A 22,628-nucleotide genomic window follows, 5' to 3' on the forward strand; every position below is an offset into this window, starting at 1 on the left:
GTCTGCTTTGCCCAGCGTCGCCACCGGCAGCTATGCTGGTGTCTCCACGTGAACGCAGCGCAGCCCCGAACCTCACGGTCCGGGGCTGCGCTGTTTCTACGTACGGGTCGGCTAGTAGGTCACCTCGACGATCACGATGCCGACTCGGCCGCTGCCGCCCTGGCGGGACGTCGCCGAGGCGATCGCGCCGGCCCCACCACCGCCGTAACCGTCGGCGCTCGGCCCCGCATTGCCAGTGGTCACAGGCGGCGGTGCGCCGGCACCCAGTAGCGAGTGGCCGCCGTACGCAGTGAACAGGTGCTGGCGGTCGAGAGTTCGGCCCGGCCCTCCAGACCCACCGGGCGAGTTCAGCACGTTCCCTCCCGTCGCGGTACCGCCGAGACCACGCCCGCCGCTGGTGCTCGTCGTGTTCGCGGTCACCGCCACGCCCGGCGAACCACCGCCGGCCGTCCACAACCCGCCGAAGCTCGACGACCCGCCCGCGATCCCGTTGCCGAACGCCCCGCCGGCACCAGCCGCACCGACCGCCACCTCCACCTCGGCCGGCAGGTCCGTGGCCCTGAACAGGCTCTCGCAGTAGCCGCCGCCACCACCACCGCCGGCCGCGCCGTCCGAGCTGGCGGCTCCGGTCACCCCGCCGCCGCCACCACCGCCGCCGACCCCGTACGCGCGGACCCACCGCGCTCCGGCCGGCACGATGAACGTGCCGGCCTCGGTGAAGGTCTGCGCCAGCGGGCCCGGCGGCCCGCCATGTGCCGGCGTGCCGGCCCACCCGACGATGTGGTTGCCCGCCGGCGGGGTCGCCAGCACCATCACCCGGGCCCGGACCGCGACCGGGCCGACCATCGACACGACCCGGATCGGCACGTTGTCGCCGTCGTGCAGTACCCGCACCGTCCCGTCGCCGGCAACGCTGACCACCGTCGCCGGCCGGAGTCTCCACGTCAGGCCCATGCTCAGCGCCCGCTGAAGCACCGCTTCGGCGATCGCCTTCACCGGCAGCCCGTCAATCCCGCTCACGCCACCTCACCGTCCGTCTCCGGGTACGCCCGCCGCAGGGTGTGCCGCATCAACCCGCCGGGCACCAGCGGCATCGTCCATCCGGTCTCCAGCCACCGGGCCCCGTCCCAGCGGACGACAGCCCAGCCGTCGTGCCGAGGGTCGGCCGGGGTGCTCAGCTCCACCGACTCGTAGACCGTCTGCTGGAGTCCCAACGTCCGCGCGTACACCGTCGCCTGCGCCTGCGACGGCACCTGCGCATCGAACGTCCTCGGCACCACGTATCCCCGCTGGGCGATCGAGTGCGGCGCCGACGCCGGCACGTCGTACGTGCCCACGACTGGCTCCGCTCCCGAGCCGGGGTCGTTGCTGACCACCACGAACCTGTTCGGCGCGGTCAGCAGTCCTGACACCCGTGAGATGGACCCCCGGACGACCCTGCGGGAGGCGTCCAGGTCGACCGTTGCCCGCTGCGCCCCCGGGTCGAAGGTGCGCCGCAGCCTCAGCCGGCCGCGGTGGTCGAACCACGGCGCGAGGTAACCGCCCGACGTGGCCAGGTCCCGCAGTGCTGACGCCCGCGACGTGCCTGGCGACCAGGCCCCCACCGAGGTGTACTCGGTCGCGTCCAGGTGCAGCTCGCCGATCGGCAGCCCGTCGACGAGCCGGGCCACCGCCTGGTCGACGAGCTGGCCGCCAGCGTCGAAGCCGGTGTCCATCTCCTGGTCGACGAGGAACATCTCGTCGAACAGCGTCAGCGGGGCCGTCGACCCCGCGCTCGTGACGAGCTCGGCGGCGTCGGCGACCATGTACCGCCCCAGCGGGAAGGTGCTCCTCGCCACGTCGCCGAGGACCATCGCCACGGCGATCCGGTCCGTCAGCGGCCGGATCCGAGAAGCGTCCGCCACGCCCAGCGTGACCCCGGACAGCCGCCGGGGGATCGTCGACGTGCTGTCGTGGCTCAGGCTCGGGGCGGAGTCCCGCAGCGGCCTCAGAGTGCCCCTGGCGACTCCGGTCCGGCCGTCCACGAGGTCGAACCGGTACGACGCCGACCGCTGGCCCATGTACGGGGGCAGGTCCAGCAGGTCATGCGAGCCCGCAGATGCCACGGCCGTCCACCTCCCACAGGTTGCCCGCGCTGTCGGTGAAGCTCGTCGTGCCGGCCGGCTGGCTCCCGAAATCGGGGGCCGCCATGAGGGGCCCGTCGATGCCCTGTCGCACCTCGGCCCGCACCACCGTCACCTCACCGGTCAGGACCAGAGCCAGTCGGCCCGGGTCCACGGTGGGCGGCTCCGCCGGTCCGGTCCCGGAGCCGACGCCCACCCACGTCGCACCGTCCTCCGAGACGTACCAGGCCACCGCTCCCTCACCGCCCGACCAGGCGTTGTCGTAGATCGCCCGGATCCAGCGCCGCTGGTTGCGCACCACTACGACCGACGTGTCCTCGCACGCCGTGATGCCCCCGCCCCCGAACAGGTCGAAGCAGGTCGACACGACACCCGACGTCAGCCGCCACCCCGACGAGGGCTGACCGCCCGGCCCGTCCGAGAGGTGCGCGAGGTCCACGGACCAGTCCGCTCCGGTCGGCCGCAGCTCCAGGCGCACGTCCAGGTTGTTTCCGGGCGGCTCGTCGACCAGCAGCTCGGACACTTCCACCGTCGGGTCGTCGTTCGTGTTGCCGGCCGCCAGTACGGCGCGTACACCGACCTGGCCGGCGCCCGTCACGGAGGTGTCCGACGCCGAGACCTCCCAGCGCCACATTTGCTGACCGACCGGCCAGACCGCAGCCCGGACCGCGCCGTCGCGGACCTGCACTCGCAGCCAGTACCACAATCCGGGTGCGTAGGTGACGTAGTCGCCGCTCGGGGTCCGCACGTCCGTCAGCGGCGTCAGGTCGGTCGCTACGCCACCGGCCACAGCCTGCAACGAGACCGCCAGCCGGCCGGTCGTGCCGGCGGCCAGGCGGGCCCGGTAGTAGTTGGAGCTGTTCACGTGCCGGGCGAGCACGTACGCGTTGAGGGGCTGTCCGACCGCGACGGCGCTGAACCGGAACCGGGCCCGTACGTCGACGTCCTCCCAGCCGGGACCCACCACGGCCCGGCGGCTGTCGAGCAGGCTCAGCACCGCGTCGTCGATCCACAGCTTGTGCCCGGCCGGCGGCGTGCCGGTCATCTGCACGAAGAGCGTCGCCCGGACGGCCGCCGCCGGGGCGGTTGCGGCGTGCTCCAGGCGGGTCCACGTGCTCACCCCCACCGACACCGCCGACGCGGTCGACGTCGACAGGAACGCGCCCGAGCCGTCGTACCAGTTGATGCCGATCTGCACGGTCCGGCTGACCGCGCAGTACACCCACGCCGCCGCCCGGTACTGGGGGCCGTTGGGTTCGATGTCGAGGGCCTGGAACGTCTCCGCCCGCACGGTGGCCGCCGACCCGCTCGGCGTCAGCAGCCCGGATGCCGGGCCCCTGCGGGCCTGGGTGACGTCCCGCGCGAAGGTGCCGCCGGCCGCGGTCCAGCTGCTGCTGCTCACGTCGAAGGTGGGGTTCGCGTTCAGCGGCCGGCCGAGCTGGATCGTCGCGCTCTCCGGCGCCACCGAGAAGTCGTCTGCGGCTCCGTTCAGGATCGTCCAGCCCGGCCCCATGCCGGCGGGCACCGTCCGGTCGTCGAAGTAGTCGGAGAACACCCGCGGTGCCAGGGCTGCGGCCGGCGTCGGCGTGCTCGCGGTCACCGACGCGGCGGCGCCCTCGGCGCGGAGCCCCTCGCAGGGAGCCGGCCCGCCGGCCAGCGGAGCCGGCGTGGCCGTCACCTCCACGACCGTCACCTGGGCGATGTGCAGCTGGCCCCGCTTGCGGCGTTTCACCGACGCCGACGGCACCAACAACGTCGACAGCCACCGGTTGTTCAGCTCATCCCGCACGCACACGTACGGCGTCGTGTCCCACGCCAGGTCCCGCAGGTCGCGGAACCCGTTGTCAAGGGTGGCCGGCGGAACGGCGGCGGCGTTCACCAGCACCGACCGGGTGAACTCGACCCCACCGCGCTCCAGCGGTCGGAACGCCGTGCGGTAGTCCTGCCCGAACATCTCCTGCAGCTCGACCTGCTCCGCCTCGGGAAACGTGAAGTCCTCGACGGCCTGGCGATCCCAGTTCAGCAGGTAGGCCAGGTTCCCGGCCGGGTGGTGGTTGCTGGTCAGGATCAGCAGACCGGTGGCACCGTTGACGCCCGTCACGCCGGGAGCAGCGATCGTCGCCGCCACCGGCTCCGACCACTGGCCCGCGATGCCGATCCGGTGCATCATCCTGATGCGGTACCGCGACTCGACGCCCACCCGGGCCTCGTAGTCGTCCACCGCGGTGACAGCCGGCGTGACGACCTTGGCGATCGTCTCCCACTCGTCGACGGCCATCGTGTCGTCCTGGCGCTGCACCTCGTAGTAGCCCCAGCCGCCGACCACGGGCGAGTTGATGGCGCTCCACGACAGCCGGTGGTAGCGAATGCCGTCGGGGATGCGGCCGGCCGACCGACCGCAGTGCTCGTCGACCGGCGCCAGCTCCTGCACCGCCGGCGTGACGGCGAGACCCGTTACCGCGTCCATCTCCTGAACCAAGGCCAGAGTGAGATCCGCGTGCTCGTCGGCTTGGCCGTCGTACGTGGCGAACAGCGCGCTGCCGCCGTACCCGGCGACGTCCGACAGGCTTGCCGGGCTCTGCGAGGCCGGGTTGGCGTCCGCGCCGAGCACCTGCCAGGGAGCATCGCTGCCCGATGAGCTGGAGAAGGCCCACCACAGGGTGCCGGCGAGTCCGTCCGACAGTAGGGGCGGCTCCAGCCGTACGGTGACCTCCCGCCACCCGCTGGCGAGATCGGGCAGGGCATCGAACTCTTCGACCGTGATCTGGCCGCCCGGCCCGAGCCGCTCGTTCGTGTTCAGCGGGTTGACCTGGAAGACCTCCAGCGGGTCGGTGGCGCCGGGTAGGTGCCGGGCGTAGAAGCGGGCCCACACAAACTCGGCCTGTACGTCGTCGCGGATCTGCTGGGTGGTGTCGCCGGGCGCCAGACGGTCGTCGACGGTGGCGACCGCCTGGGCCACGTACGGATGGCAGGCCAGCTCCGGCACGCCGCCGGCCGTGAGGGCGACGATCGACGGCATCTCCGCGACCGTCTCCACGGTGGGCGTCGACCCCTCGTGGAGCGTCTTGCGGAGCAGCACGCCCCGGTGGGTCGGGAACGGCTCGATCGAGGCGAGACGGTCAGCTCGCACCGGCACCGGCGACGCCACCGACAGTTGCCCGCCGTACGCCTGCCCGACCGTCAGCGCGTACTCCCGTCCGCGCGGCAGCTCGACGCCACCGTTGAAGGTCACCGCGTTCGCCATCGGGATCTCGTAGTAGTAGCCGGTGGCGTAGGTCGCTCCGCCGGAGATGTCGATGCCGCCGGCACCGACCCGGTTCTCCACCCCGTATGTCACCTCCAGGGCGAGGTAGTGCACCTGGAACACCATGCCGGCCTCCGCCGACGAGCTGTTCTGGAGTCGGACGTTGATGTTCGTCCCGCCGGAGGCGGACAAGGCGGTGAGGCCGGCGACGGTGCCGGCGACGGTCCGCGCCCGCCACGGCACACGGCCCTTCTGCGTCGTCGGCGACGCGGTGGTGTCCCACCACGGATTCAGCTCTCCCAGCCGCGAGCGGCCCATCACGGTCGTCCCGTTGTGGACGGCCGGCCCGGTCAGCGTCTGGTCCATCTGCCAGTTCACGCCAGCCGAGGGGCGCTCCAGGCCAAGCGTCACGGCCGGGGCCAGGTCGGTGAACGGGCCGGACATCACGTACAGCACGGTGACGTCGAGGATCCGCCGGTCGTCCAACGCGGCGTGCGTCCGGGCCGAGTTGGTGTCGAACCAGAAGCGGGCGGCCGCGTTCGCCCCGGTGAGGGCGACGTGCCGCAGGTCGGACGGGTTCTGCACCGCCTCGCTGGGCTGGGCCGCGCCGCCGGCGAGCGCCGCGCCGCTCAGTAGCTCTCCCGAGGTGCACGCAATGGTCAGCTTCCGGATCGGGCCGGTGCCGGCCACTGCAGCGGCCGGGTACAGGTTGACCAGCAGCTCCTTGCGGCTCGGCGCGCCGGGTGGCGGCTCGGCCACCGCCAACCGGACCCGCGTCAGCCCTCCGCCGGGCGGGTAGATGTCCCGGGCCCGGAAGGTGTACCCCACCTCGCTGCCGGTGTCGAACTGCACCGCATCGGCCACCAGCGGCGGCCACTGCATCCCCATCACGTATGGCCGGTCCGGGTTGTACTCGCCCACTCAGATCGTCCTCACGGTCGTGGCCACGGCTCGCCGGGCCAGGGTGTCCAGTACGCCTTCACCGACCGCCCGGCCGGTGTCCAGCGCTTCCTGCCTGGTCGGCAGGACGCCCTCGAAGGTCACGCGGATCGCGTCTCGGCCGAAGACGATCGATCCGCCGCCTTCTCCCCCGCCGAGCAGTCGCATCAGCCCGGACTGCTCGGCCAGCTCCCGGGCGCGTCGGGGTCGGGTCAACGGCACCACCACTTCGTCGCCGGCCTCGCCGCCGACGAACAGCGTCGGCCGGCGCAGGATCGCGCCGTTGGCGAGCAGCGGGATACGGGGCAGGCCGCCCGGCAGCTTCGAGTCGATCGACGCGATGCCGCTGTTGATCTTCCGGATGACCTGGTTGATGAAGCCGGTCAGGGCGGAGGTGATCGACCCGGCGACGTCGCCGATGAAGCTGCCGACGTTCTTGAAGCCGCGCATGAACCCATCGATCAGGCTCTTACCGGCGGAGACGAACCGGCTGGCCAGGTTGGCGATCTTCCCGGGCACGCTGGACACGAACGAGACCACGGAGTTCGCGCCGCTGACCGCCGCGTCCCTGGCCGCCTTCCACGCGCTGCTCAGCGCGCCCCCGAGGAGGCCCGGCAGGGCTTGCAGCGCCGACATGATCCGGCCGGGCAGCGCGGTCACGAAGGACAGCACGGCGCTGACTCCCTGGCTGGTCAGGCTGCTGACGGTCGCCCACGCGCTGGAGAACAGCCCGGCCAGCAGGCCGGGCAGGGCAGCGATGCCCGCCAGGATCAGCCCCGGCAGCTGGGTCACCGCGAAGATGACGAGGCCGATACCGACACCGATCGCCTGGAGCGCCAGGCCGAAGGCCGACGTGAACAGATTCCACAGCATCGACGGCAGGCTGGCCAGGAACTCGCCGACCTTCCCCGGCAGCTCGGCGAACCAGGTGCCCACCGAGGAGAAGAAGCTCACCACGGCGTTCCAGGCCGAGGAGAACGCCCCACCGATCGCGGCGCCCACGCCCGCCCAGTCAATCGCGGAGAGCCAACCGGCGACCTTGCCCAGCCACTCGGCTACGCCGGTCAGCGGGGACAGCAGCCAGGTCAGGGCGCTGGCGATCGCCGAGACGAGGGGTGCGACAGCCGCCGTGACGAGGAACTGCGCCAGCAACGCGACCACCTTGATCAGCGGCGCGGCCAACTGGACCACCACGGCGGCGAGCTGGGCGGCAAGCTGGATCAGTGGTGTCAGGGCGACGACGATCTCGACCAGGGGTGGCAGCAGCGACACGATCGTCGGCACCAGCGGCAGGAGGGCCTGGACGAGGCCGACGACGAGCGGGCCGATGGCGCTGAGGATGGGGCTCAGCGCGCCGCCCAGCGCGGTCACCACCTGGCCCAGCGGCGGGCCAAGCTGCGTGAACAGCTCGGCCAGCAGGCCGGCGACCGGAGCGAGGACCGCGGAGAGGGTCTGCCCGATCTGGAGCAGCACCGGCCCGAGCGCGGACACGAGCGGGGCGATCAGCGGCCCCAGGGCGCTCAGGGCGGTGGCCAGTGGACCGATCAGCGTGGTGACGAGTTGGCCGACCACCGGCAGCAGCGGCGCGAGGGCAAGCGCGATGGAGGCGATGACCTGGGCGATCGGGCCCAGCGACGGGGCCAGGGCCTGGATCCCGGCGGACAGCGTGCCGATGACGGGGCCGAGGGCGGCTCCCAGTACGGAGATCGCCGGTCCGAGGGCCGTCGCAACGGACTGCAACGCCGGAATGATGGCCTGCGCGATCGGCATGAGGGCTGGGACCAGCGAGTTCCCGATCACGCCGAGCAGAGTCATCAGGACCGGCGAGAGGCCACTGGCGAGGGTGCCGAGGGTGGCGAAGAGCCCTTCCAGCGCGGCACCGCCCTCGGCGGAGGACAGAAATTCCCTCAGCGCGGCGGTGGCCGTGACCAGGGTGCCGAGCAACCCGCCCGTACCAGCCTCAGCGTTCGCCGCAGCGAAGACAGTGCCCAGGATCGCGCCCACGTTGCCGGCAATCTGGCCGAGCTGGCTCAGCACACCGAGGGCCGTGTCGAGCGCGGCTGCGGCCTGCCCGCTGGCGGCCATCGCCGACAACCAGCCACCGAACTTCGCGCCCAGCGTGCCGGCGACGCCCGACAGCTCGCCGAGCATCGGGAGGGAGACGGCAGCCAGGTCACGGAACCCGGCCAGCAGCGGACCGACCGCAACGGACAGACCGCCGACGGACACCTTCGCGGTGTCGAGCACCTGCCCGAGAACCTGCACGGTCCGGGCCTCGCGGGCGAACTCCAAGGCACGCCGGGCCGCGTTGCCGTACTCGGCGGCGATGCCGGCCAGGCCGGCGCGCAATGGACCCGCGAGAACCCCTGCGGTCTGCTTGATCTGACCGACGAGCGGGGCCGCGAAGGCGTCCTGGGTGGCGGTCCGCACCCGGTCGATGGCCGGCTGGACCGCGAGGAACTCCCGGGCCACCCGCTGTGCTTCGGGCGACAGCTCCTTCAGCGCCTCCTCGAACTTCTGGACGTCTCCTTCGGCCGCAGCCTTGAAGGCGTCGCCGAGGCCGGAGGTGGCGACACGCAGCGCGCCGAGGGCGGCCTGGCTGACGGCGACGGCCCCCGGGATGGCGAAACCAGCGCCCGCGACCTGCGACAGCGAAGCGGCCAGCCCGACGAGCGGGCCGGTCGCGCTGGTGGCGACCGCGCCGATCGAGGCGATCTTGAACGCCTTGGTCAGCCCGGCCCGGAGATCCGGCGCGAACTTCCGCACGTCGCCGACGATCTCGATGTAGGCACGACCCAGCGACACGCTCACAGCGTAGGCCAGGCTGGGGGGTTACAGTCAGCGATTGCGACCGCATATGACTACGGCAAGACGAAGGGCCCCGGTGACGCAACCGGAGCCCTTCGCGTTCGCTCATCCAGAGCCCGACCCGTCCCGCGCCGGATCTCCACACAGCCTAGCGACGCCTCCACGACCACCGGTAGCCCTCGCGCATACCGCCCGTCGCCGCGCCCGCGTACCCTCAGCTCAGGTAGGTGCCAGCCTGGCACAGTGCCAACGCTCGGAGGTGCAGGCAGTCTTGATCAGTCCCCTCGCCCGCCGTCTCCGGCTCGGCAACTCGATCCGCGAGCTGCGCGACGCCGCCGGCCTGACCGGCGCGCAGCTCGGCCGAGAGGCCGGGCTGGACCGCACCGCCGTCTCCAAGGTCGAGAACGGCGAACGCCGACCGCTCGACACCGTTCTCCGCCTCCTCGACGTCCTCCTGCCAGAAGGCGACGAGCGATACCGCAACCTCCAGCGCGTCGCCCGCGATGGCCTGGCCAAAGGCTGGTGGACCGGCTCCGAGTTCGCCGGCATGGGAGAACGGCAGGCCCGCACCGCCGACATCGAGTGCGGCGCCCGGCTGATCCGCGAGTACCAGACCAGCATGCTGCCGGGCCTGGTGCAGACCGAGGCGTACGCCCGCCACCGAGGCCAGGTCGCACTCGACGACGGCGCGGACTTCAACCTCAACGGCACCGTCGCCGGCCGACTCCGCCGGCAGCAGCAGATTTCCGGCCCGGACGGGTCGGAGTACGACGTCGTGCTGGAACCGCAGGCGATCGAGCGGCCACCCGTGCCGCCCGCCGTCATGCGGGAGCAGCTGCTCCACCTGCTCGATCTGGCCACGACCAGGTCGAACGTGCGAGTCCGCGTCCTGCCGGTTGACGCCCGGCTCGGGCGCGGATACGTGCCACGCTCGCCGTTCGCCCTGTACGCCTACCCCGACCCCGAGGACCTCACGCTCGTCGCCGTCGACACCGTGACTGCCGACCTGCTGGTCACCGAGGCCGAGGAGGCGCAGCGGTACGCGCGACTGTTCGACCAGCTGCGCGACGCCGCGCTGTCCCCCGAGGACAGCGCGGACCTCATCCAGAAGGCGGCCGACAAGGTGGCCGCCGACGCCTGACCCAGGAGTCCACCATGAGCGATCCCACATTCCGCCGCTGGCGGAAGTCCACCCGGTCCGACGGCGGCCAGAACTGCGTCGAGGTGTCCGATGCCGTTGACGGCAGCGTGATGCGCGTCCGGGACAGTAAGGACCAGGCGGGGCCGGCTCTCACGTTCACCCGCGCAGGGTGGACCGCCTTCATCGCAGGCGCGAAGGCCCGCACGTTCGACCTGTCCTGATCCACCCAGCTCCACCGAGGGGTCGGCACCGCACGGTGCCGGCCCCTCGCGCCGTCTACAGCGAACACAGCCAGTCAAATCGCCCATGCCCCTTGTGACATCGACCGGCTCCGTGCCAAGCTAGCACCGTGCCAGTCAGCACGGTGCCAGCACGGCACAGTGCGGAGATTGGCACCCCGTCAAACGGAACCTCTGGGAGCAGTCATGGTCCACTTCGGCAATGCTCGGCCCGTAGCGGCGAGCCCGACCGTGGGCACCACCTCGACCCCGGACATGCACCGCAAGAGACGGCCGGCGGTAGTGCCCGCCCAGCGGACCGGCGAGGACCAGGCAGCCAGCAGCCCCACGCTGCTGCGCGCGCCGTTCATCAGCTTCGCCGCCCACTCCTGCTGCTGGCATGGAGCGACGGGGACGGGAACGCCTGGCGCGCACCGCTGTGCGACGGAACAGGCGGAGAAAGCGGGGCTAGGGCGCGCGGTAGCGCGGTACCTCCGCCCTTGGGCGCGCATCCGTCGCCAGCCCATCTGCGGCAACGGATGGACTGGCTGCGCGCCCTGCACGTCCCGGTGCTCGGTGCCGGGAACCCTCCCGGCACCGAGCACCACCAAGGAGGCACCCGACGCCCCGTTGCCCGACCAGTCCACTGGTGGAGGGTCGGCGACCGGCGCTCAGCCGCCGTGGAACCGGCCGACGGTCATCGACTGGAACCTCGCCGCGCTGACGACCACCACCGCCCAGCAGGCACGATCGGCAGGAGCAGCGCGATGACCAGGCCCACCGAGGCGACATCCGACCTCCCCGCCAGCCGCATCTTCACGAGCGCCGCCCAGCTCTACCGTGGGCACCAGCCCGGCCCGATGGAGACCTGCTCAGGCGGGCATCCGGGCTGCCGCGCCCGCTACAACGCTTCACGAGTGATCGAGGCGGCGGGCGTCAACCCTGCCACGATCACGGCCGCGTACCTCGGGCCTCAGTCCCCGCGCGAGCGGCCACTCGCACCAGCCGCCCCGGACGCGGGTTCCCGGGCGGCCCAGGAGCCGGCATACCCGACGGACGACGCGTCAGTGGCCGACGCCGTCCGGCCGGCCCTGCCTGGGGGGCGGGCAGGGGGTGCGTCTGCCCGCCCCCCAGCCAACCGGGGCAGCACCATCCAGCCCGGCCGCCCGCCGCTGCCCATCCGGTCGAGGATGCGCGCCAGCAGCGACCCCTACCTGCTACGCGCGCTTATCTGGTGCGCGAGCTGCGACCTGCGGATGCTCTGCACGGTCATCACGACGCAGCAGGTCATCGGCGGCATCGACGCCGCCGTGCCGGTCCGCACCTACCGGTGCGTCCGGGACTGCCGCCAGGGACACGTCCGGGCCGAGGCTGCCGAATCCGTGATCTGGACCGCCGCCGAGCGGCGGGCGACCATCAGCGACATCCTGCCCCCTTACCGGCAGTCGGTCCTTGAGACCCTGATCGCCAGGGTGGTCGTGGGTGCCACCACCGACGACATCTCCTGCGTCTGGGCAACCTGAGACCCCCGCCGGTCGCGCTTCCCGCGGAGCGCGGCCGGCGGGCCCAACCCGCGCACCCGAGATTCCTCCCGTGGTCTCGGTGGCGCGAAGAGCAGGTCCGCTGGCACCCCTGGTGGTGGGGGTGGTTGCGGCAGCGGGCCTGCTGCCCGGAGTGGGCGCGTCGACGTCGACGGCGCGCCCACTCCCCCGGGCGGGCGCGTTGTCCCCCACGACAGACGGCGCGCCCGCCCAAACTGACCGAGCAGGCATGTCTGACCGTCCGTCGAGGGCATGTCGGCTTCCGGGTGGGCGCGTCGTCCCCGACAGTCACGGCGACGCGCCCGCCACCCGGACCACGACCCGCCGCCGGTACCGCTACCGTAGACTCGTCCGCCCCCGACAGCCGCGTCACGCTGCCGGGAGGTCACCAGTGGACATCATCAGCCGCGCCGAGTGGGGGGCCCGCCCGCCGCGCTCCCGCTCCACAGTTCCCTGGTCCAGCCGGACCGGAGTCATGGGGCACTACTCGGGGGCCAGCGCCACCCAGACGCCACGCCAGATCCAGGACTTCCACATGGACGTCCGCGACTGGAGCGACGTGGGCTACAACTTCCTCATCAACTCCATCAACGGCGCCATCTACGAAGGCCGCGGTTGGACCGTCATCGGCGCGCACTGCGCCAACCACAACACGCCCAACGTCGGCATCTGCATCATCGGCCTCGACAAGGTGGGTCGCCAGGACGTCTCCGACGCCGCCCGCCGTTCCTTCCGCTGGCTCTACGAGGAGGCCAACCGCCGCGCCGGCCGGCGGCTCGCCATCCTCGGGCACCGGGACCGCGGTGCCACCGCCTGCCCCGGAGACGAGATCTACTCCTGGCTGAAGGCGGGCCTGCCCATCGTCGGCTCCACCCCCGCCGCCCCGAAGCCGCCCACGGGCCGGCCGGCCCCCGGCACTCCCATCACGTTCCCGCTGCCGGCCGGCTGGTACTTCGGCCCGGCGTCCGGCCCGGACTACTCCGTCTCTGGGCTGCACGAGCGTTACTTCAAGGGCCGCACCGACCGGGCGTGGATCCAGGAGTGGGCCACCCAGCTCGGCCGACGCGGCTGGTCGATCGGCAAGGGCCGCACCTGGCTCCGCCAGCACGGCAACGACGGCATCTACGGCCCCGAGTACCGCAGCCTCATCGAGGCGTTCCAGAAAGACCAGGGCCTCGCCCACGACGGCCTACTGGGCGTCAACACGTGGAACGCCGCCTACCGCAACCCCGTCCGGTAGGGGCGGCACGATGGGGCCCGAGATCCTCGCGCTCATCGGCGGCGGGTCGGTCGCGGGCATCGTCATCGACCGTCTGCTCACCTGGCTGATCAACCGCCGCAAGGAACGCGCCACCCTCGCCGACTACGGCACCCAGATCGCCGAACGGCTGCTCGTCCGCATGGACGCACAGCTTGCCGGTGCCGAGTCCAAGCTCCAGATGGCCGAGACGCAGCTCGCCGCCGCGAACGTCAGCATCGGCCAGCTCCGAGAGGAGCTGGCCTCGACCAAGGGCGAGGTGGCGCACCTACGCGCCGAGCTGCACAGCCGCAAGGACGTCGCCGTGGAGCGAGACGCGCTCCTCGTCGAGAACGCCAAGCTCAAGGACCAAGTCCGCAAACTCGGAGGTACGCCGTGACCCCAACGACCCAGACCCGGCACCCGTGGCGGGCAACCGTACGCACGATCTTCGCGGGCACCGTCGCCGCGCTGTCCCTGCTGCCGACCGTCGCCGTCACCGCTGGCGTCGACGGCGTGCCGCTCGTCGCCCAGGCCGTCGTCGTGGCCGGCGCGGTCACCAGGGTGATGGCCCTGCCCGGCGTCGACGACTTCCTCCGGCAGTTCGTGCCGTGGCTCGCCTCCGCGCCGGCCGACGAACAGCAGACTCCCGGGACGCTGCGGGGCACGACCTTCCACTGATCCCCCACGACGAGGAGGGCGGCCCCTGGCGGGGTCGCCCTCCTCTGCTATCTGCCGCCGATCGCCCGGGAGAACGACTCCTCCGTCTCCGCGTCCGACCATTCCTCGCGGCCTTCCAGCTCCGCCTCCGTCGGCGGGGCCTCCAGTGCCTGCCGAAACTTCGCCACGTCCTTCTCGCTGCCGCCCTCCACCCACCAGGCGTAGATCACGTCCAGCAGCGACGGCAGCGGCAGATCCAGTGGCTCGCGGCCGGTGCGCAGCAGCATCGCACCATGGAACTCGGGCCAGCGTTTGACCGCCAGGGTCAGAAGCCGCTGCCCGACCCAGTAGGGCGCGCCGACCACTCCTCGCACACGTGCTGGAAGATCGCCATCGCGTCACTGAACTCGAAGCTGTCGTTCGTGCTCAGCAGCCGGCGCTTGAAGACTGCCAGGCTGCCCGGCTCCAGCGTCTGCTCGAAGAAGTCGAGCACCGCCGCCACCTGGTCCGCCTCCGTACGGCCGGCCGACCCCGCCGCCATCAGGTACGCCAGCTGCGCGTCCTTCGGAGCCCGGCACACCATCTCCACGCCGTCCAGCTTGAACGGCACATCCGGCAGCTTCCGGGCCCCGTCGGGCTGCTGCGCCACCTTCGCGCTGGTCGTAAACTCCTTCATCTGCTTCCCTCCCTAGGAGCGGACGACCCGGAACCCCGCCGGGACTGCCGCCTCTTCCATCGCCTCCCGCAGCCACGGCTGCGCCCGGGTGCCCGGGTGGTTCACGTACGACGTGAAGACCACCTCCCCGCCCTTCTCGAACCGCAGCACCCCACCCGGCCGCCGGGGCCGAATCTGGTGCGGCCCGGTGCCGTCATGCACTGCCGCCGCGTACTCGACGTCGTTGATCACGAACCCGTACACCTGGCCGGCACGGACGCCGACCTCTTCCCGGTGCGCCGCCCTCAGCCGCCCGGTATCGACCGGGCACTTGAGCACCGCGCGGGTTCGCACCTGCCGGGCGGCGCTGCGCACGAACCGCAGCACCGGCCCCACCGGGCCAGTCAGCATCCTCCGCATCTCGCCCGCGAACAGGTCGACGCGCGGCCGGACGACGAGCGCCATCAACGCGACCTCGTCCGACGTGGCCGGGCCGTGGCGCCGGCCGGCTGCTCGTCGTCGCCGGCAGGCGCACCCACCTGCGTCACCGGATCGACGGTCGCCGCGGTGCCCGGCTGCTCTCCGTCGCCGGCCGCGCCGACGACGGCGTCCGCCCGGTCGCCGCCGCCGTCCTCCAGCACCTGGTACCGGCCGGCGTCAACGAGCGTCGCCAGCCTGAGGCCCCACTCGACGTGCAGCACCTCGCCGTCGGCTACGCCCGGCATCGCCGTCAGCGCCTTCACCGTGACCTTCTGACCGTCACGCACCGCCGGCCTCCCCGCACACGCACACGTTGGTCATCACCGTCACCAGCGCCTCCTGGCCGACGCAGCCACCGGAGGGGCCGACGCTGGACTGCTCACCGATGAACACCGCCTCGGCGGCCGGCTCCTTGACCAGCTCGCACAGGACCGACCGGCGGATTCGGCCCGCGTCGTCGGCCAGCTCCGCTGCCGCGCGCTCGAGTTCGGTCGCCGTCGGCGGGTTCCCCGCGTCGTCCGGGCTCGGCGCGCACCTTGCCGTGCCCACGCCCAGCTCCACCGCCCAGAAGGCTCCCGGGTCGCCTCCACCGTCGAGCGGCGTGCCTCGACCGTTCGGGAACTCTCCAGGTAGCACCGGGTACGTCCGCACGATCCGCACCCACGCCTGCCCGTCGCAGCACGAGTCGATCGCCACGTCCCGTCCCGGGACCACCGCGCACACCGCCGGCGTCCCACCGAGCGCCCCGTCGAGGGCCGCACCGGCAAGCTCCCGCAGACGCACTGCGACTGGCCACGCCACGTCGTCGACGGGCCCCGCTGGCTGGGTCACGATGTTCTCCTTCTCCCTCGATCCAGGTCCGGCGACCACACCACCGAGTCGCGGGGCAGCCGGTACGGGTTCACCACCCGCAGCCACTGGTCGACCTCGGGCAGCCCGGTCATGCCGTCCCTGGCGAGCTGCGCCGGATCGGCGAACGTCTGCTGCACGCCTTGGCGGACCAACGACTGCACCCGCCGGGGCAGTCGGCACGTGTTGTCGTTGGCCAGCGCCTTCGCCACCTCGCAGGCGTACTGGCCGGCGGCGAGCTGCCCGCCCTTCGGTACCGGCACGCCGCGCCGGTACGTCACCGCCCACGCGCCCGGCTGGTCGTCGGCGGCCGTCAGGTCCTGCCGCATCGGCCAGCAATCGCCGTCAACCCGGACCAGCCACCGGTGGTCCTGCACCACGTAGGCGCCGGCCGGCACCTCCTGGCCGTCGACGCGCACCCTGGAAACCTCGTGCACCGGCCCCGGCAGGGCGAGTTCGCACCGGGGCGGGATGCACCGACAGGCCCACCCCGCGCACCCGCAGAAAGTGGTCACCACACTGCCGAACGGCAGCGTCAGCCACGGCTCCCCCCACCGCCAGGCGTCCGGGTCGTCCCGCCGGCACGGCCGGACCGTGGACTCGCACAGCCCGAACCGGCGGCCCGACAGCGCCCACAGCACCTCGGTGACCGTCGTGGCGGCCACCGCACGGATCGCCTCGTCGAGACCGTCCCAGCCCTTGCAGCCGGCCGTGTCGAGCGTCCAGTCGCATGGGCCGGTCCTCACCGGCTGCGTCACGGCTACGCGGCCGGTGCCACGAACGACTTGAAGCGCTGCGCGCCCGTGACCGTGTCGGCGACAGTGATGAGGTACGTCCCGGCGGTCGCATACTGGTGGCTGACCGATTCCGTCTCGGCCGGGCCAGCCGACGATGCCCCGTCGCCCCAGTCCACGGTGTACGCGTGCGGCGGCGGCCCAGCCGGCACGTACGCCGCCGTGAACTCGGCGGTCATGTCCGTCGCGTCCGTTGCATCGGCGGCCAGAGCGCCGTCCGGCGGCCGCGGGGTCAGCCCGCACGTCGGCGGTGGGGGCGGCAGGTACGTCCAGTCCATGTGCAGCAGGTCGGCGTCGCCCATCGGGTCCATCAGTGGCGCGACGCCCGTCGACCGGAGGTACACGTCGTACGGGCCGGTCTCCCACGCCGGGTTCTCGATCGCCTTCCCGGTCAGGGTGAAGGTCGCGGCCCCGTTCTCGACCGTGAAGTCCCCGATCATGCCGTCGATGAGCTGGGGCAGCAGGAAGTACCCGTACCGGGGTCTGGCCACCGTGCCGCACTTCTTCTGCGCGGTGCCCGACCACAACTCCAGAGCCACCGCCGAGTCGAGGTTCACCTTGCTGGTGACCCGCAGGCCCGTCGCGCTGCCGTCCTCGTCCAGGACGACCGGCTGCCCGGTGAACAGCGTGTACAGCTCGGGGTCGACCCGCCCGCAGGTCACCGTGACGTTGTACAGCTTGATGCGCCGCCTGGCCGGCTCGTAGACGAGGCTGTCGCCGTTGGCGTCCTTCTGGTCGATCTCCTCGCCGTCGTCGACCTCGGCCGCGTACTCCACGGAGACGAAGCCCTTGGAAGTGACGTGGACCGGCCAGCCACCGGCGCCCAGGATCGGGTCACCGCACGCTCCGAGCTTCGTGGCCCGGAGCATCTTCCCCTTGACGGGGGTGTCGCACACTGCGGACATCGGCACATCCTCAACAGGAGAGCTCCATGCCCGGCCCGCAGCCAGCGGCGAATACCCCGCCAGCGTAGCCGAGAGGGCGCTGGCCCCGGGTGGGACACAGCGCCCTCGACGGCCCCCTCGCGGCAGGCTACCGCTGCGCGCTCGGGTGGGTTCCGAGCATGAGGTCTCGGATCAGCGCCTCGATGCTCTCCGCGCTGCCGTGGGGCACCCGGAAGTCGATCGTCGACGCCCCGGCCACCACCGACACCGCGGTGTAGAGCCCGTCGCGCCGGCTGGCCACCGACTGCACGGCCCGCATGGCGAGGACCTGCCGGCCCTGCTCCTTGAACCGGGGACGACACGCCGGGGCCAGCAGCGTCAGGCCGATCCCGTAGACCGTGAGGACCACGAGGAGCACGTTCGTCACCTTCGTGCGTCCCGGCTGGCTCCACTCGATCCGGTCCGGCCGGATCGTGACCGCGCGTTCCCGCCGGCCACGTTGCTCTCGAAGGTCGTCGGCGGCTGCATCTTCCATCCATAGTGAACGGGGCTGCACCCGGTGGGTGCAGCCCCGCACGGCCAGCCCTGGCCGGGATGTCGGGTTACAACGTCCGGCCGTCGATCACCTCGACCATCCAGCCCAGCTCGGCGAACTTGGCGAGCGCCGCGTCCTTCACGCTGTCCCAGTCAGCCCCGTCGAGCACCTCCATGCTCCGGCGCTCACCCTTGGATGCCTCGACCAGCACCGCCGTACGGACGTCGAGCACCTTGCCGCTGTACCGGCAGAAGATGGCCCGCGCGACCGCGTGCCGCAGCGTCTCCCGGTTGACGAACGCGTCCCGGTCCTGGTCGGTCCCGAGGAACGCCTTGGCCATCTCCTCGTTCACGGCCTCCACCCCCGTCGCATCGGTGCCGGCGAGACCTGCTCGCCGTCGACGTTCGCCTCCGCGTGGCAGGACCCGCAGATGCCCCTTTCCGGCGTGCCGTCCGCGAGGTCGACCGTCAGCAGCGTCGGCCACTCGCACCGGGCGCACCGGAGCACCCACGTGCGGCGGATCGACAGCCCGAGCAGCAGCATGTCCTTCGGCACAAGCGTCGACGTCGGCCGACCGTCCGGCGCCCGCTGGATCAGCAGGACCACCGTGTTCGGGAAGTCGTACGCCTCCTGACGTCCCAGCACGTTCACCACGGCACCGAACAGCAGGATCCGGTCGCCCCGCTCCAACCGCTCCGCCTGAATGGGGAAGCCCTGCCGGCTTGCAGTTCCCGCCCTGCTCATGCCACCGTTCCCTTCTCCAGCCAGCCGTACCGCGACTCGATGTCGAGGACCAGCTGCTCGTCGAGGCCGATCCACACGTCCGTTCCCAACGTCGCCAGGTGGTTCCACCGGCCCCCGTGCGAGGCGTAGACATGCAGCGCCTCCAGGCCGTACTCCCACAGGTACGCCCAGGCCGCCTCGGTCGGTCGCTCGGCGGGCAGGTCCCCGAAGTGGGTCATCCCGGCCTGGCCGATCGGCCAGGCTCGACCCATACCGCTGAGGAAGGCCCAATCGGCCATGCTCCCGGCGGCGACCTCGCTGGGCCACTGGGAGTTGGCCAGGAACGACCAGTCCCGGTGCAGCAGCTCCTCCACCATCCGGAAGGTGTCCCGCAGGAACTTCCGCTGCCACATCAGCCGCAGCTGTCCGAGGGTCCAGCTCGGCTGGCCCTCCAGGTCGACCGGGCGGGCCATGTACGACCTTCCGTCCGGGGCGAACTTCCCCACCAGCGCCTTCACCGCATCTCCTCTCGGAGCGCGTCCCGAACCGCACTCATGTACGTGCGGAACTGGCTGGCCTGCCACTGGGTGGCGTACCCGTTCCTCTGCACCGCCAGGACCTCGTCGACCGGCAGGACCGGCAGCTCCCGCAGCGACCAGCAGGCCCACGGCCACCAGCGCTTCGACCCCTCCTCCGGGAACATCCCGATGTAGACGTGCAGCCGATGGCCGCCGATCAGGTAGGCCCACTCCCGGTCGCCGGCCGGGTCGTCGAGCCTGCCGATCTCGGGGCCGCCGCTCGTGTCCATCGGCTCGCCGACGAGTTCACCGCCCGGCAGCACGTGCATGTACCTCCAGTCGGACGACAGGAGATGGGCGACCGCCGCCAGCGGGTCGCGGTCGGCGCGGTCGTGCACCAGCGTGCTCAGCGCCGGGACCATCACGGTCGGGCAGCCGTCGTACTGGACGTGCCGCGCTTCGTACGTACCGCCGGCTCTTTCGATGCCGACGAGTGCGCGTAGACCCACGTTTACCTCCACGTGAACTGGGTCTTGCTCGAACAGATACCTTGCAGCTGTACGGGCACTGTCGTCAATAGTGACCGTACAACTAGAGCCGACTAGGGACTCCGCACCGGGGCCGGTCGGCCGACCAGCCCCGTCCACGCAGCCACTAGGCGCGCTCGACCACCTCGGCGTCGACCGGGCCGACCGCGCCAACGAACGTCGCCGGACCGTGGGCCTCCTTGCGCCACACGCCCGCCACCGGCCGGACCAGTTCGAACCCGTGCCGCTGGAGCGTCGTCAGCACCGCCCGGCCGGCGGCTCGGCCGTCGACCGACCGCACCTCCACCTGCACGTCGTACGCCTCCCGCAGCGCGTCCTCGCTGTCGAGCCGGACGTCGCACTCGTCGGCGAAGAACTCGTGCGCCAGGTGCGGGCACCCCATCGCGTGCGGGTCGTCGTGCTGCTCCCCGCAGTGCACGCACTCGCCGTCCTCCGTCCGGCAGCTCACGAAGCCGGAGCAGGGACCCTGCACCAGGGCGACGTCGATCACCGCTCGCGCGCTTTGGTCGAGGGCCTCGACGTACAGCCGGTCGGTCGGCGACCAGGCCGACTGCGGCCACAGCTCGACGACCCGCACACTCTCGCGGCCACCTTCGATGTCGGCTAGGACGACCTGGCCGGGCCTGAACTCTCCGAGCACCTTCCACACCTCCACGTGAGACAGGGCAACTTGCTGTACATATTCATTGTAGGCTTTGAGCCTACCCGCGTACAGTTTTTATGTACGCCTCAGGCTATGTAGCAGGTCACACGGCTAGAACAGCCGCGCCTGCCGGTAGACCGCCTCGGCGTCGAACGTGGACGAGGCGGGCGGCGCGGGCGGCGGCGGAGGGGGCGGCTTCGGCGCAGCCTTGCGCATGTGCCGCTCCAGCGGGTCCTCCTGGCGCGGCAGTCCCAGAACGTGACGCGCAGCCGCGATCTGCCGCGCGACCTGCCACAACCGCGCCACCTCGTCGATCGCCGCCTGGCGCTGCTCCAGGGCCTCGCCCATCCACCTGTTCAGCAGCCCGTCACCGCAGCCGACGACCACCCGCCAGCCCAGCCCCCACAGGTGCATGTTCACCGCGCAGCAGGCCGCCGCCAGCGGGTCGATGTCGTTGGCCCACCACTCACACTCGGTCGGGTCGTGACCGTTCGCGCGCATCGCCTGCGCCGCGCCGAGGAGCTGGGTCCCCGTGCCCGCGCACGGCTCCAGGATCCTCGCGCCCGGCTCCGGGGCCAGGATGCGTCCCATCAGCATCGTCACGCTCTCCGGCGTCAGGTACTGCCCGACGCCGCGCACCGCGCCGCGCGACTTCATGGTCTGGAGCAGCATCCCCAGCAGGTCGGCCTCACCCCAGGCGTCCGGGCCGTACCGCCCGAACAGCCCGCGCCGCAGCACCGCCTGTCCCACGGCCAGCACCGCCCGCCGGAGCGTCTGGTCCGGCTCCTCGTCGATCCACGACCAGAGGTGCTTCGTCCGAGGCAGCAGGTCCGGCCGGACGAGCGACCATTCCTGCCACAGCCGCGACACCAGCGCCGCGAAGCCCTCGTCGTCGAGCCGTAGCACCGTCTCCTCCAGGACCGCCAGGCGCTCGCCGTCGGGTGCCTCCCGGGCCACCAGGGCGAGGGCGGCCACCACCGAGATCGGCACCTCGATCCGCGATCCGCCGTACCGGCCGTGCCACGCCTCGTCGGCCGCCTCCGCGATCGACCGCGCGTGCTCCTTCGGGTCGCTCGGCACGGCCCTCGCGCGACGCCACACCGTCGTCGTCATCTTCGTCCTCCACGTGAACTGCCGCCGGCTCTCCGCCGACGGGAATGGCGACGCCCCCGCAGCCACTGGGCTACGGGGGCGCTTGGTCCCGGGGTGCGCCGGCCGCAGCTTGGGCCGGCGCACCCCGGACTGCTCAGCTCGTCCGGCTGCTCTTCGCGTTCTCGGCGACGAACGCCAGGGCCCCCCGGCGCTCGGCCACCTTCATCAGCGCCGCGTCAACCGCCGCCGCCTTGCCGCTCACGGCGGCCAGCAGGTCACCGCGCACCGAGGTCCGCAGGTCACCCGCCTTCGCGGCAGCCAGCGCGCCCCGGGTCGCCTCGGTGAGCTCGGCGGTGTGCCGCTCCAGCTCCCGCTCGGCCTCGGCCACCCATGCGGCCAGCCGGGCGACCATCCCGCCCCGGTCGGCACCCTCGGTCGCCACGTTGAACTCGGCGAGCAGCTCGTTGACCCGGCTCTCCATGTCCTACCCCTTCCCGTATTGAGATCGCCTGCTGTACATATTCATTGTATGCGAATGACAGACCCCCGTACATGTTTTATGTACACCCCTAGCTGTGGAGCGAGTCACACAGAAACGCCGCCCCTGCTGGCTCGGGGAAGGAGCCAGCAGGGGCGGCGCGAGTCCGAAGCGCGGGGCGACGGTCAGCGACTCCGCGAAGAACGCGACCGCGACGCCTTCGACGGCAGCTGGGAGGCTCCCTCCGTCTCGGCGTCCGCCTCGGACACGTCGGCCCCGGCGTCAGCCGACGTGCTCACCAGGCCGGCACCGTCCGGCCCGCTCGTCTCGACCACGGTCCGCTCGCCGTTCAGCACCTGCTGGGCCAGGTCGTCCGGCACCTCGAACGCCACCCCCAGCGGGCCGTCCGTGGTCGTTCGGATCTCGTCGCTCCGCGCGCCGGCCGCCGCCAGCAGCTGCCGCGCGACCTCCTTCGCGTCCGCCCGGTCGTTCGGGTAGATCAGCGGGGCCATCTCTCC

Annotated in this window: 26 protein-coding genes; 6 read left to right on the plus strand and 20 right to left on the minus strand. The window is 72.0% G+C overall.

The genetic code is table 11. The features are described 5' to 3' along the window. Window positions 1-111: 111 nt before the first annotated feature. The 4 genes from V6U90_RS15970 to V6U90_RS15985 are packed head-to-tail and all read right to left on the minus strand — an operon-like array spanning window position 112 to window position 9,111. The gene (locus tag V6U90_RS15970; RefSeq protein WP_334436484.1) at window positions 112-1,020 is read right to left on the minus strand and encodes a glycine-rich domain-containing protein; all 909 of its coding nucleotides are present in this window, start codon (window positions 1,018-1,020) and stop codon (window positions 112-114) included. Continuing rightward, entirely contained in the window at window positions 1,017-2,105 is a 1,089-nt protein-coding gene (locus V6U90_RS15975) for a hypothetical protein (protein ID WP_334436486.1), read from the minus strand. Before V6U90_RS15975 ends, V6U90_RS15970 begins: the two co-directional genes overlap by 4 nt. After that, window positions 2,083-6,288, minus strand: a complete 4,206-nt coding sequence (locus V6U90_RS15980) for a hypothetical protein (protein ID WP_334436489.1) — start codon at window positions 6,286-6,288, stop codon at window positions 2,083-2,085. Before V6U90_RS15980 ends, V6U90_RS15975 begins: the two co-directional genes overlap by 23 nt. After that, window positions 6,289-9,111: a hypothetical protein gene (locus tag V6U90_RS15985; protein WP_334436492.1), complete on the minus strand. Its 2,823-nt coding sequence runs from the start codon at window positions 9,109-9,111 to the stop codon at window positions 6,289-6,291. A gap of 274 nt (window positions 9,112-9,385) precedes the next feature. Between V6U90_RS15985 and V6U90_RS15990 the strand changes: the two genes are divergently transcribed. The 6 genes from V6U90_RS15990 (at window position 9,386) to V6U90_RS16015 (ending at window position 13,932) form a co-directional block, all read left to right on the plus strand. Beyond that, window positions 9,386-10,255 (plus strand): helix-turn-helix domain-containing protein, encoded by an 870-nt coding sequence (locus V6U90_RS15990; protein WP_334436495.1) that lies wholly within the window; start codon window positions 9,386-9,388, stop codon window positions 10,253-10,255. A gap of 14 nt (window positions 10,256-10,269) precedes the next feature. Beyond that, window positions 10,270-10,476 (plus strand): DUF397 domain-containing protein, encoded by a 207-nt coding sequence (locus tag V6U90_RS15995; protein WP_334436497.1) that lies wholly within the window; start codon window positions 10,270-10,272, stop codon window positions 10,474-10,476. Window positions 10,477-11,240: 764 nt separating this feature from the next. Then, entirely contained in the window at window positions 11,241-11,996 is a 756-nt protein-coding gene (locus tag V6U90_RS16000; protein ID WP_334436499.1) for a hypothetical protein, read from the plus strand. Window positions 11,997-12,405: 409 nt separating this feature from the next. Beyond that, window positions 12,406-13,254 carry a peptidoglycan recognition protein family protein gene (locus tag V6U90_RS16005; protein ID WP_334436501.1) on the plus strand — a complete coding sequence of 283 codons (849 nt, stop codon included), beginning with the start codon at window positions 12,406-12,408 and terminating at the stop codon, window positions 13,252-13,254. Between the two features lie 10 nt (window positions 13,255-13,264). Then, window positions 13,265-13,651: a hypothetical protein gene (locus tag V6U90_RS16010; protein ID WP_334436504.1), complete on the plus strand. Its 387-nt coding sequence runs from the start codon at window positions 13,265-13,267 to the stop codon at window positions 13,649-13,651. Continuing rightward, window positions 13,648-13,932 (plus strand): hypothetical protein, encoded by a 285-nt coding sequence (locus V6U90_RS16015; protein ID WP_334436506.1) that lies wholly within the window; start codon window positions 13,648-13,650, stop codon window positions 13,930-13,932. Before V6U90_RS16010 ends, V6U90_RS16015 begins: the two co-directional genes overlap by 4 nt. Window positions 13,933-13,979: 47 nt before the next feature. Here the strand turns inward: V6U90_RS16015 and V6U90_RS16020 are convergent, their stop codons facing one another. The 16 genes from V6U90_RS16020 to V6U90_RS16095 form a co-directional block, all read right to left on the minus strand. Further along, window positions 13,980-14,198, minus strand: a complete 219-nt coding sequence (locus V6U90_RS16020; protein ID WP_334436508.1) for a hypothetical protein — start codon at window positions 14,196-14,198, stop codon at window positions 13,980-13,982. Between the two features lie 38 nt (window positions 14,199-14,236). Further along, complete coding sequence (locus V6U90_RS16025) at window positions 14,237-14,587, minus strand: hypothetical protein (protein ID WP_334436510.1); 351 nt, start codon at window positions 14,585-14,587, stop codon at window positions 14,237-14,239. A gap of 12 nt (window positions 14,588-14,599) precedes the next feature. Beyond that, a complete protein-coding gene (locus tag V6U90_RS16030; protein WP_334436512.1) occupies window positions 14,600-15,031 on the minus strand; it encodes a hypothetical protein in 432 nt (143 codons plus the stop codon). Continuing rightward, window positions 15,031-15,333 (minus strand): hypothetical protein, encoded by a 303-nt coding sequence (locus tag V6U90_RS16035; protein WP_334436516.1) that lies wholly within the window; start codon window positions 15,331-15,333, stop codon window positions 15,031-15,033. Before V6U90_RS16035 ends, V6U90_RS16030 begins: the two co-directional genes overlap by 1 nt. After that, a complete protein-coding gene (locus V6U90_RS16040; protein ID WP_334436518.1) occupies window positions 15,326-15,877 on the minus strand; it encodes a hypothetical protein in 552 nt (183 codons plus the stop codon). Before V6U90_RS16040 ends, V6U90_RS16035 begins: the two co-directional genes overlap by 8 nt. Further along, window positions 15,874-16,641 carry a hypothetical protein gene (locus V6U90_RS16045; protein WP_334436520.1) on the minus strand — a complete coding sequence of 256 codons (768 nt, stop codon included), beginning with the start codon at window positions 16,639-16,641 and terminating at the stop codon, window positions 15,874-15,876. The genes V6U90_RS16040 and V6U90_RS16045 overlap by 4 nt, the downstream gene beginning before the upstream one ends. 14 nt (window positions 16,642-16,655) lie before the next feature. Further along, window positions 16,656-17,594, minus strand: a complete 939-nt coding sequence (locus V6U90_RS16050) for a PKD domain-containing protein (RefSeq protein WP_334436522.1) — start codon at window positions 17,592-17,594, stop codon at window positions 16,656-16,658. Window positions 17,595-17,721: 127 nt separating this feature from the next. After that, the gene (locus tag V6U90_RS16055; RefSeq protein WP_334436524.1) at window positions 17,722-18,108 is read right to left on the minus strand and encodes a hypothetical protein; all 387 of its coding nucleotides are present in this window, start codon (window positions 18,106-18,108) and stop codon (window positions 17,722-17,724) included. Between the two features lie 67 nt (window positions 18,109-18,175). Further along, on the minus strand, window positions 18,176-18,460 hold the full coding sequence (locus tag V6U90_RS16060; RefSeq protein ID WP_334436526.1) for a hypothetical protein: 285 nt from the start codon (window positions 18,458-18,460) through the stop codon (window positions 18,176-18,178). Then, entirely contained in the window at window positions 18,457-18,852 is a 396-nt protein-coding gene (locus V6U90_RS16065; protein WP_334436528.1) for a hypothetical protein, read from the minus strand. The genes V6U90_RS16060 and V6U90_RS16065 overlap by 4 nt, the downstream gene beginning before the upstream one ends. Then, window positions 18,849-19,349, minus strand: coding sequence for a hypothetical protein (locus V6U90_RS16070; protein ID WP_334436530.1), 501 nt, complete (start codon window positions 19,347-19,349; stop codon window positions 18,849-18,851). Before V6U90_RS16070 ends, V6U90_RS16065 begins: the two co-directional genes overlap by 4 nt. Then, window positions 19,346-19,858 (minus strand): hypothetical protein, encoded by a 513-nt coding sequence (locus tag V6U90_RS16075; protein ID WP_334436532.1) that lies wholly within the window; start codon window positions 19,856-19,858, stop codon window positions 19,346-19,348. The genes V6U90_RS16070 and V6U90_RS16075 overlap by 4 nt, the downstream gene beginning before the upstream one ends. Window positions 19,859-20,003: 145 nt before the next feature. After that, on the minus strand, window positions 20,004-20,537 hold the full coding sequence (locus V6U90_RS16080; RefSeq protein ID WP_334436535.1) for a hypothetical protein: 534 nt from the start codon (window positions 20,535-20,537) through the stop codon (window positions 20,004-20,006). A 114-nt stretch (window positions 20,538-20,651) separates the two neighbouring features. Continuing rightward, window positions 20,652-21,653, minus strand: a complete 1,002-nt coding sequence (locus V6U90_RS16085) for an N-6 DNA methylase (protein WP_334436538.1) — start codon at window positions 21,651-21,653, stop codon at window positions 20,652-20,654. 133 nt (window positions 21,654-21,786) lie between these two features. Further along, a complete protein-coding gene (locus V6U90_RS16090) occupies window positions 21,787-22,113 on the minus strand; it encodes a hypothetical protein (RefSeq protein ID WP_334436541.1) in 327 nt (108 codons plus the stop codon). Window positions 22,114-22,295: 182 nt separating this feature from the next. Continuing rightward, window positions 22,296-22,622: a hypothetical protein gene (locus V6U90_RS16095; protein ID WP_334436544.1), complete on the minus strand. Its 327-nt coding sequence runs from the start codon at window positions 22,620-22,622 to the stop codon at window positions 22,296-22,298. Window positions 22,623-22,628: the final 6 nt, after the last annotated feature.

The sequence above is a fragment of the Micromonospora sp. CPCC 206060 genome (assembly GCF_036906895.1).
Classification (GTDB): Bacteria; Actinomycetota; Actinomycetes; order Mycobacteriales; family Micromonosporaceae; genus Micromonospora.

Coding starts and splice junctions, on each gene's coding strand:
- V6U90_RS15995 (WP_334436497.1), top strand. CDS start 10,270: ATGAGCGATCCCACATTCCGCCGCTGGCGGAAGTCCACCCGGTCCGAC.
- V6U90_RS16000 (WP_334436499.1), top strand. CDS start 11,241: ATGACCAGGCCCACCGAGGCGACATCCGACCTCCCCGCCAGCCGCATC.
- V6U90_RS16010 (WP_334436504.1), top strand. CDS start 13,265: ATGGGGCCCGAGATCCTCGCGCTCATCGGCGGCGGGTCGGTCGCGGGC.
- V6U90_RS16020 (WP_334436508.1), bottom strand. CDS start 14,198: ATGCTGCTGCGCACCGGCCGCGAGCCACTGGATCTGCCGCTGCCGTCG.
- V6U90_RS16025 (WP_334436510.1), bottom strand. CDS start 14,587: ATGAAGGAGTTTACGACCAGCGCGAAGGTGGCGCAGCAGCCCGACGGG.
- V6U90_RS16030 (WP_334436512.1), bottom strand. CDS start 15,031: ATGGCGCTCGTCGTCCGGCCGCGCGTCGACCTGTTCGCGGGCGAGATG.
- V6U90_RS16050 (WP_334436522.1), bottom strand. CDS start 17,594: ATGTCCGCAGTGTGCGACACCCCCGTCAAGGGGAAGATGCTCCGGGCC.
- V6U90_RS16055 (WP_334436524.1), bottom strand. CDS start 18,108: ATGGAAGATGCAGCCGCCGACGACCTTCGAGAGCAACGTGGCCGGCGG.
- V6U90_RS16065 (WP_334436528.1), bottom strand. CDS start 18,852: ATGAGCAGGGCGGGAACTGCAAGCCGGCAGGGCTTCCCCATTCAGGCG.
- V6U90_RS16085 (WP_334436538.1), bottom strand. CDS start 21,653: ATGACGACGACGGTGTGGCGTCGCGCGAGGGCCGTGCCGAGCGACCCG.
- V6U90_RS16090 (WP_334436541.1), bottom strand. CDS start 22,113: ATGGAGAGCCGGGTCAACGAGCTGCTCGCCGAGTTCAACGTGGCGACC.
- V6U90_RS16095 (WP_334436544.1), bottom strand. CDS start 22,622: ATGGCCCCGCTGATCTACCCGAACGACCGGGCGGACGCGAAGGAGGTC.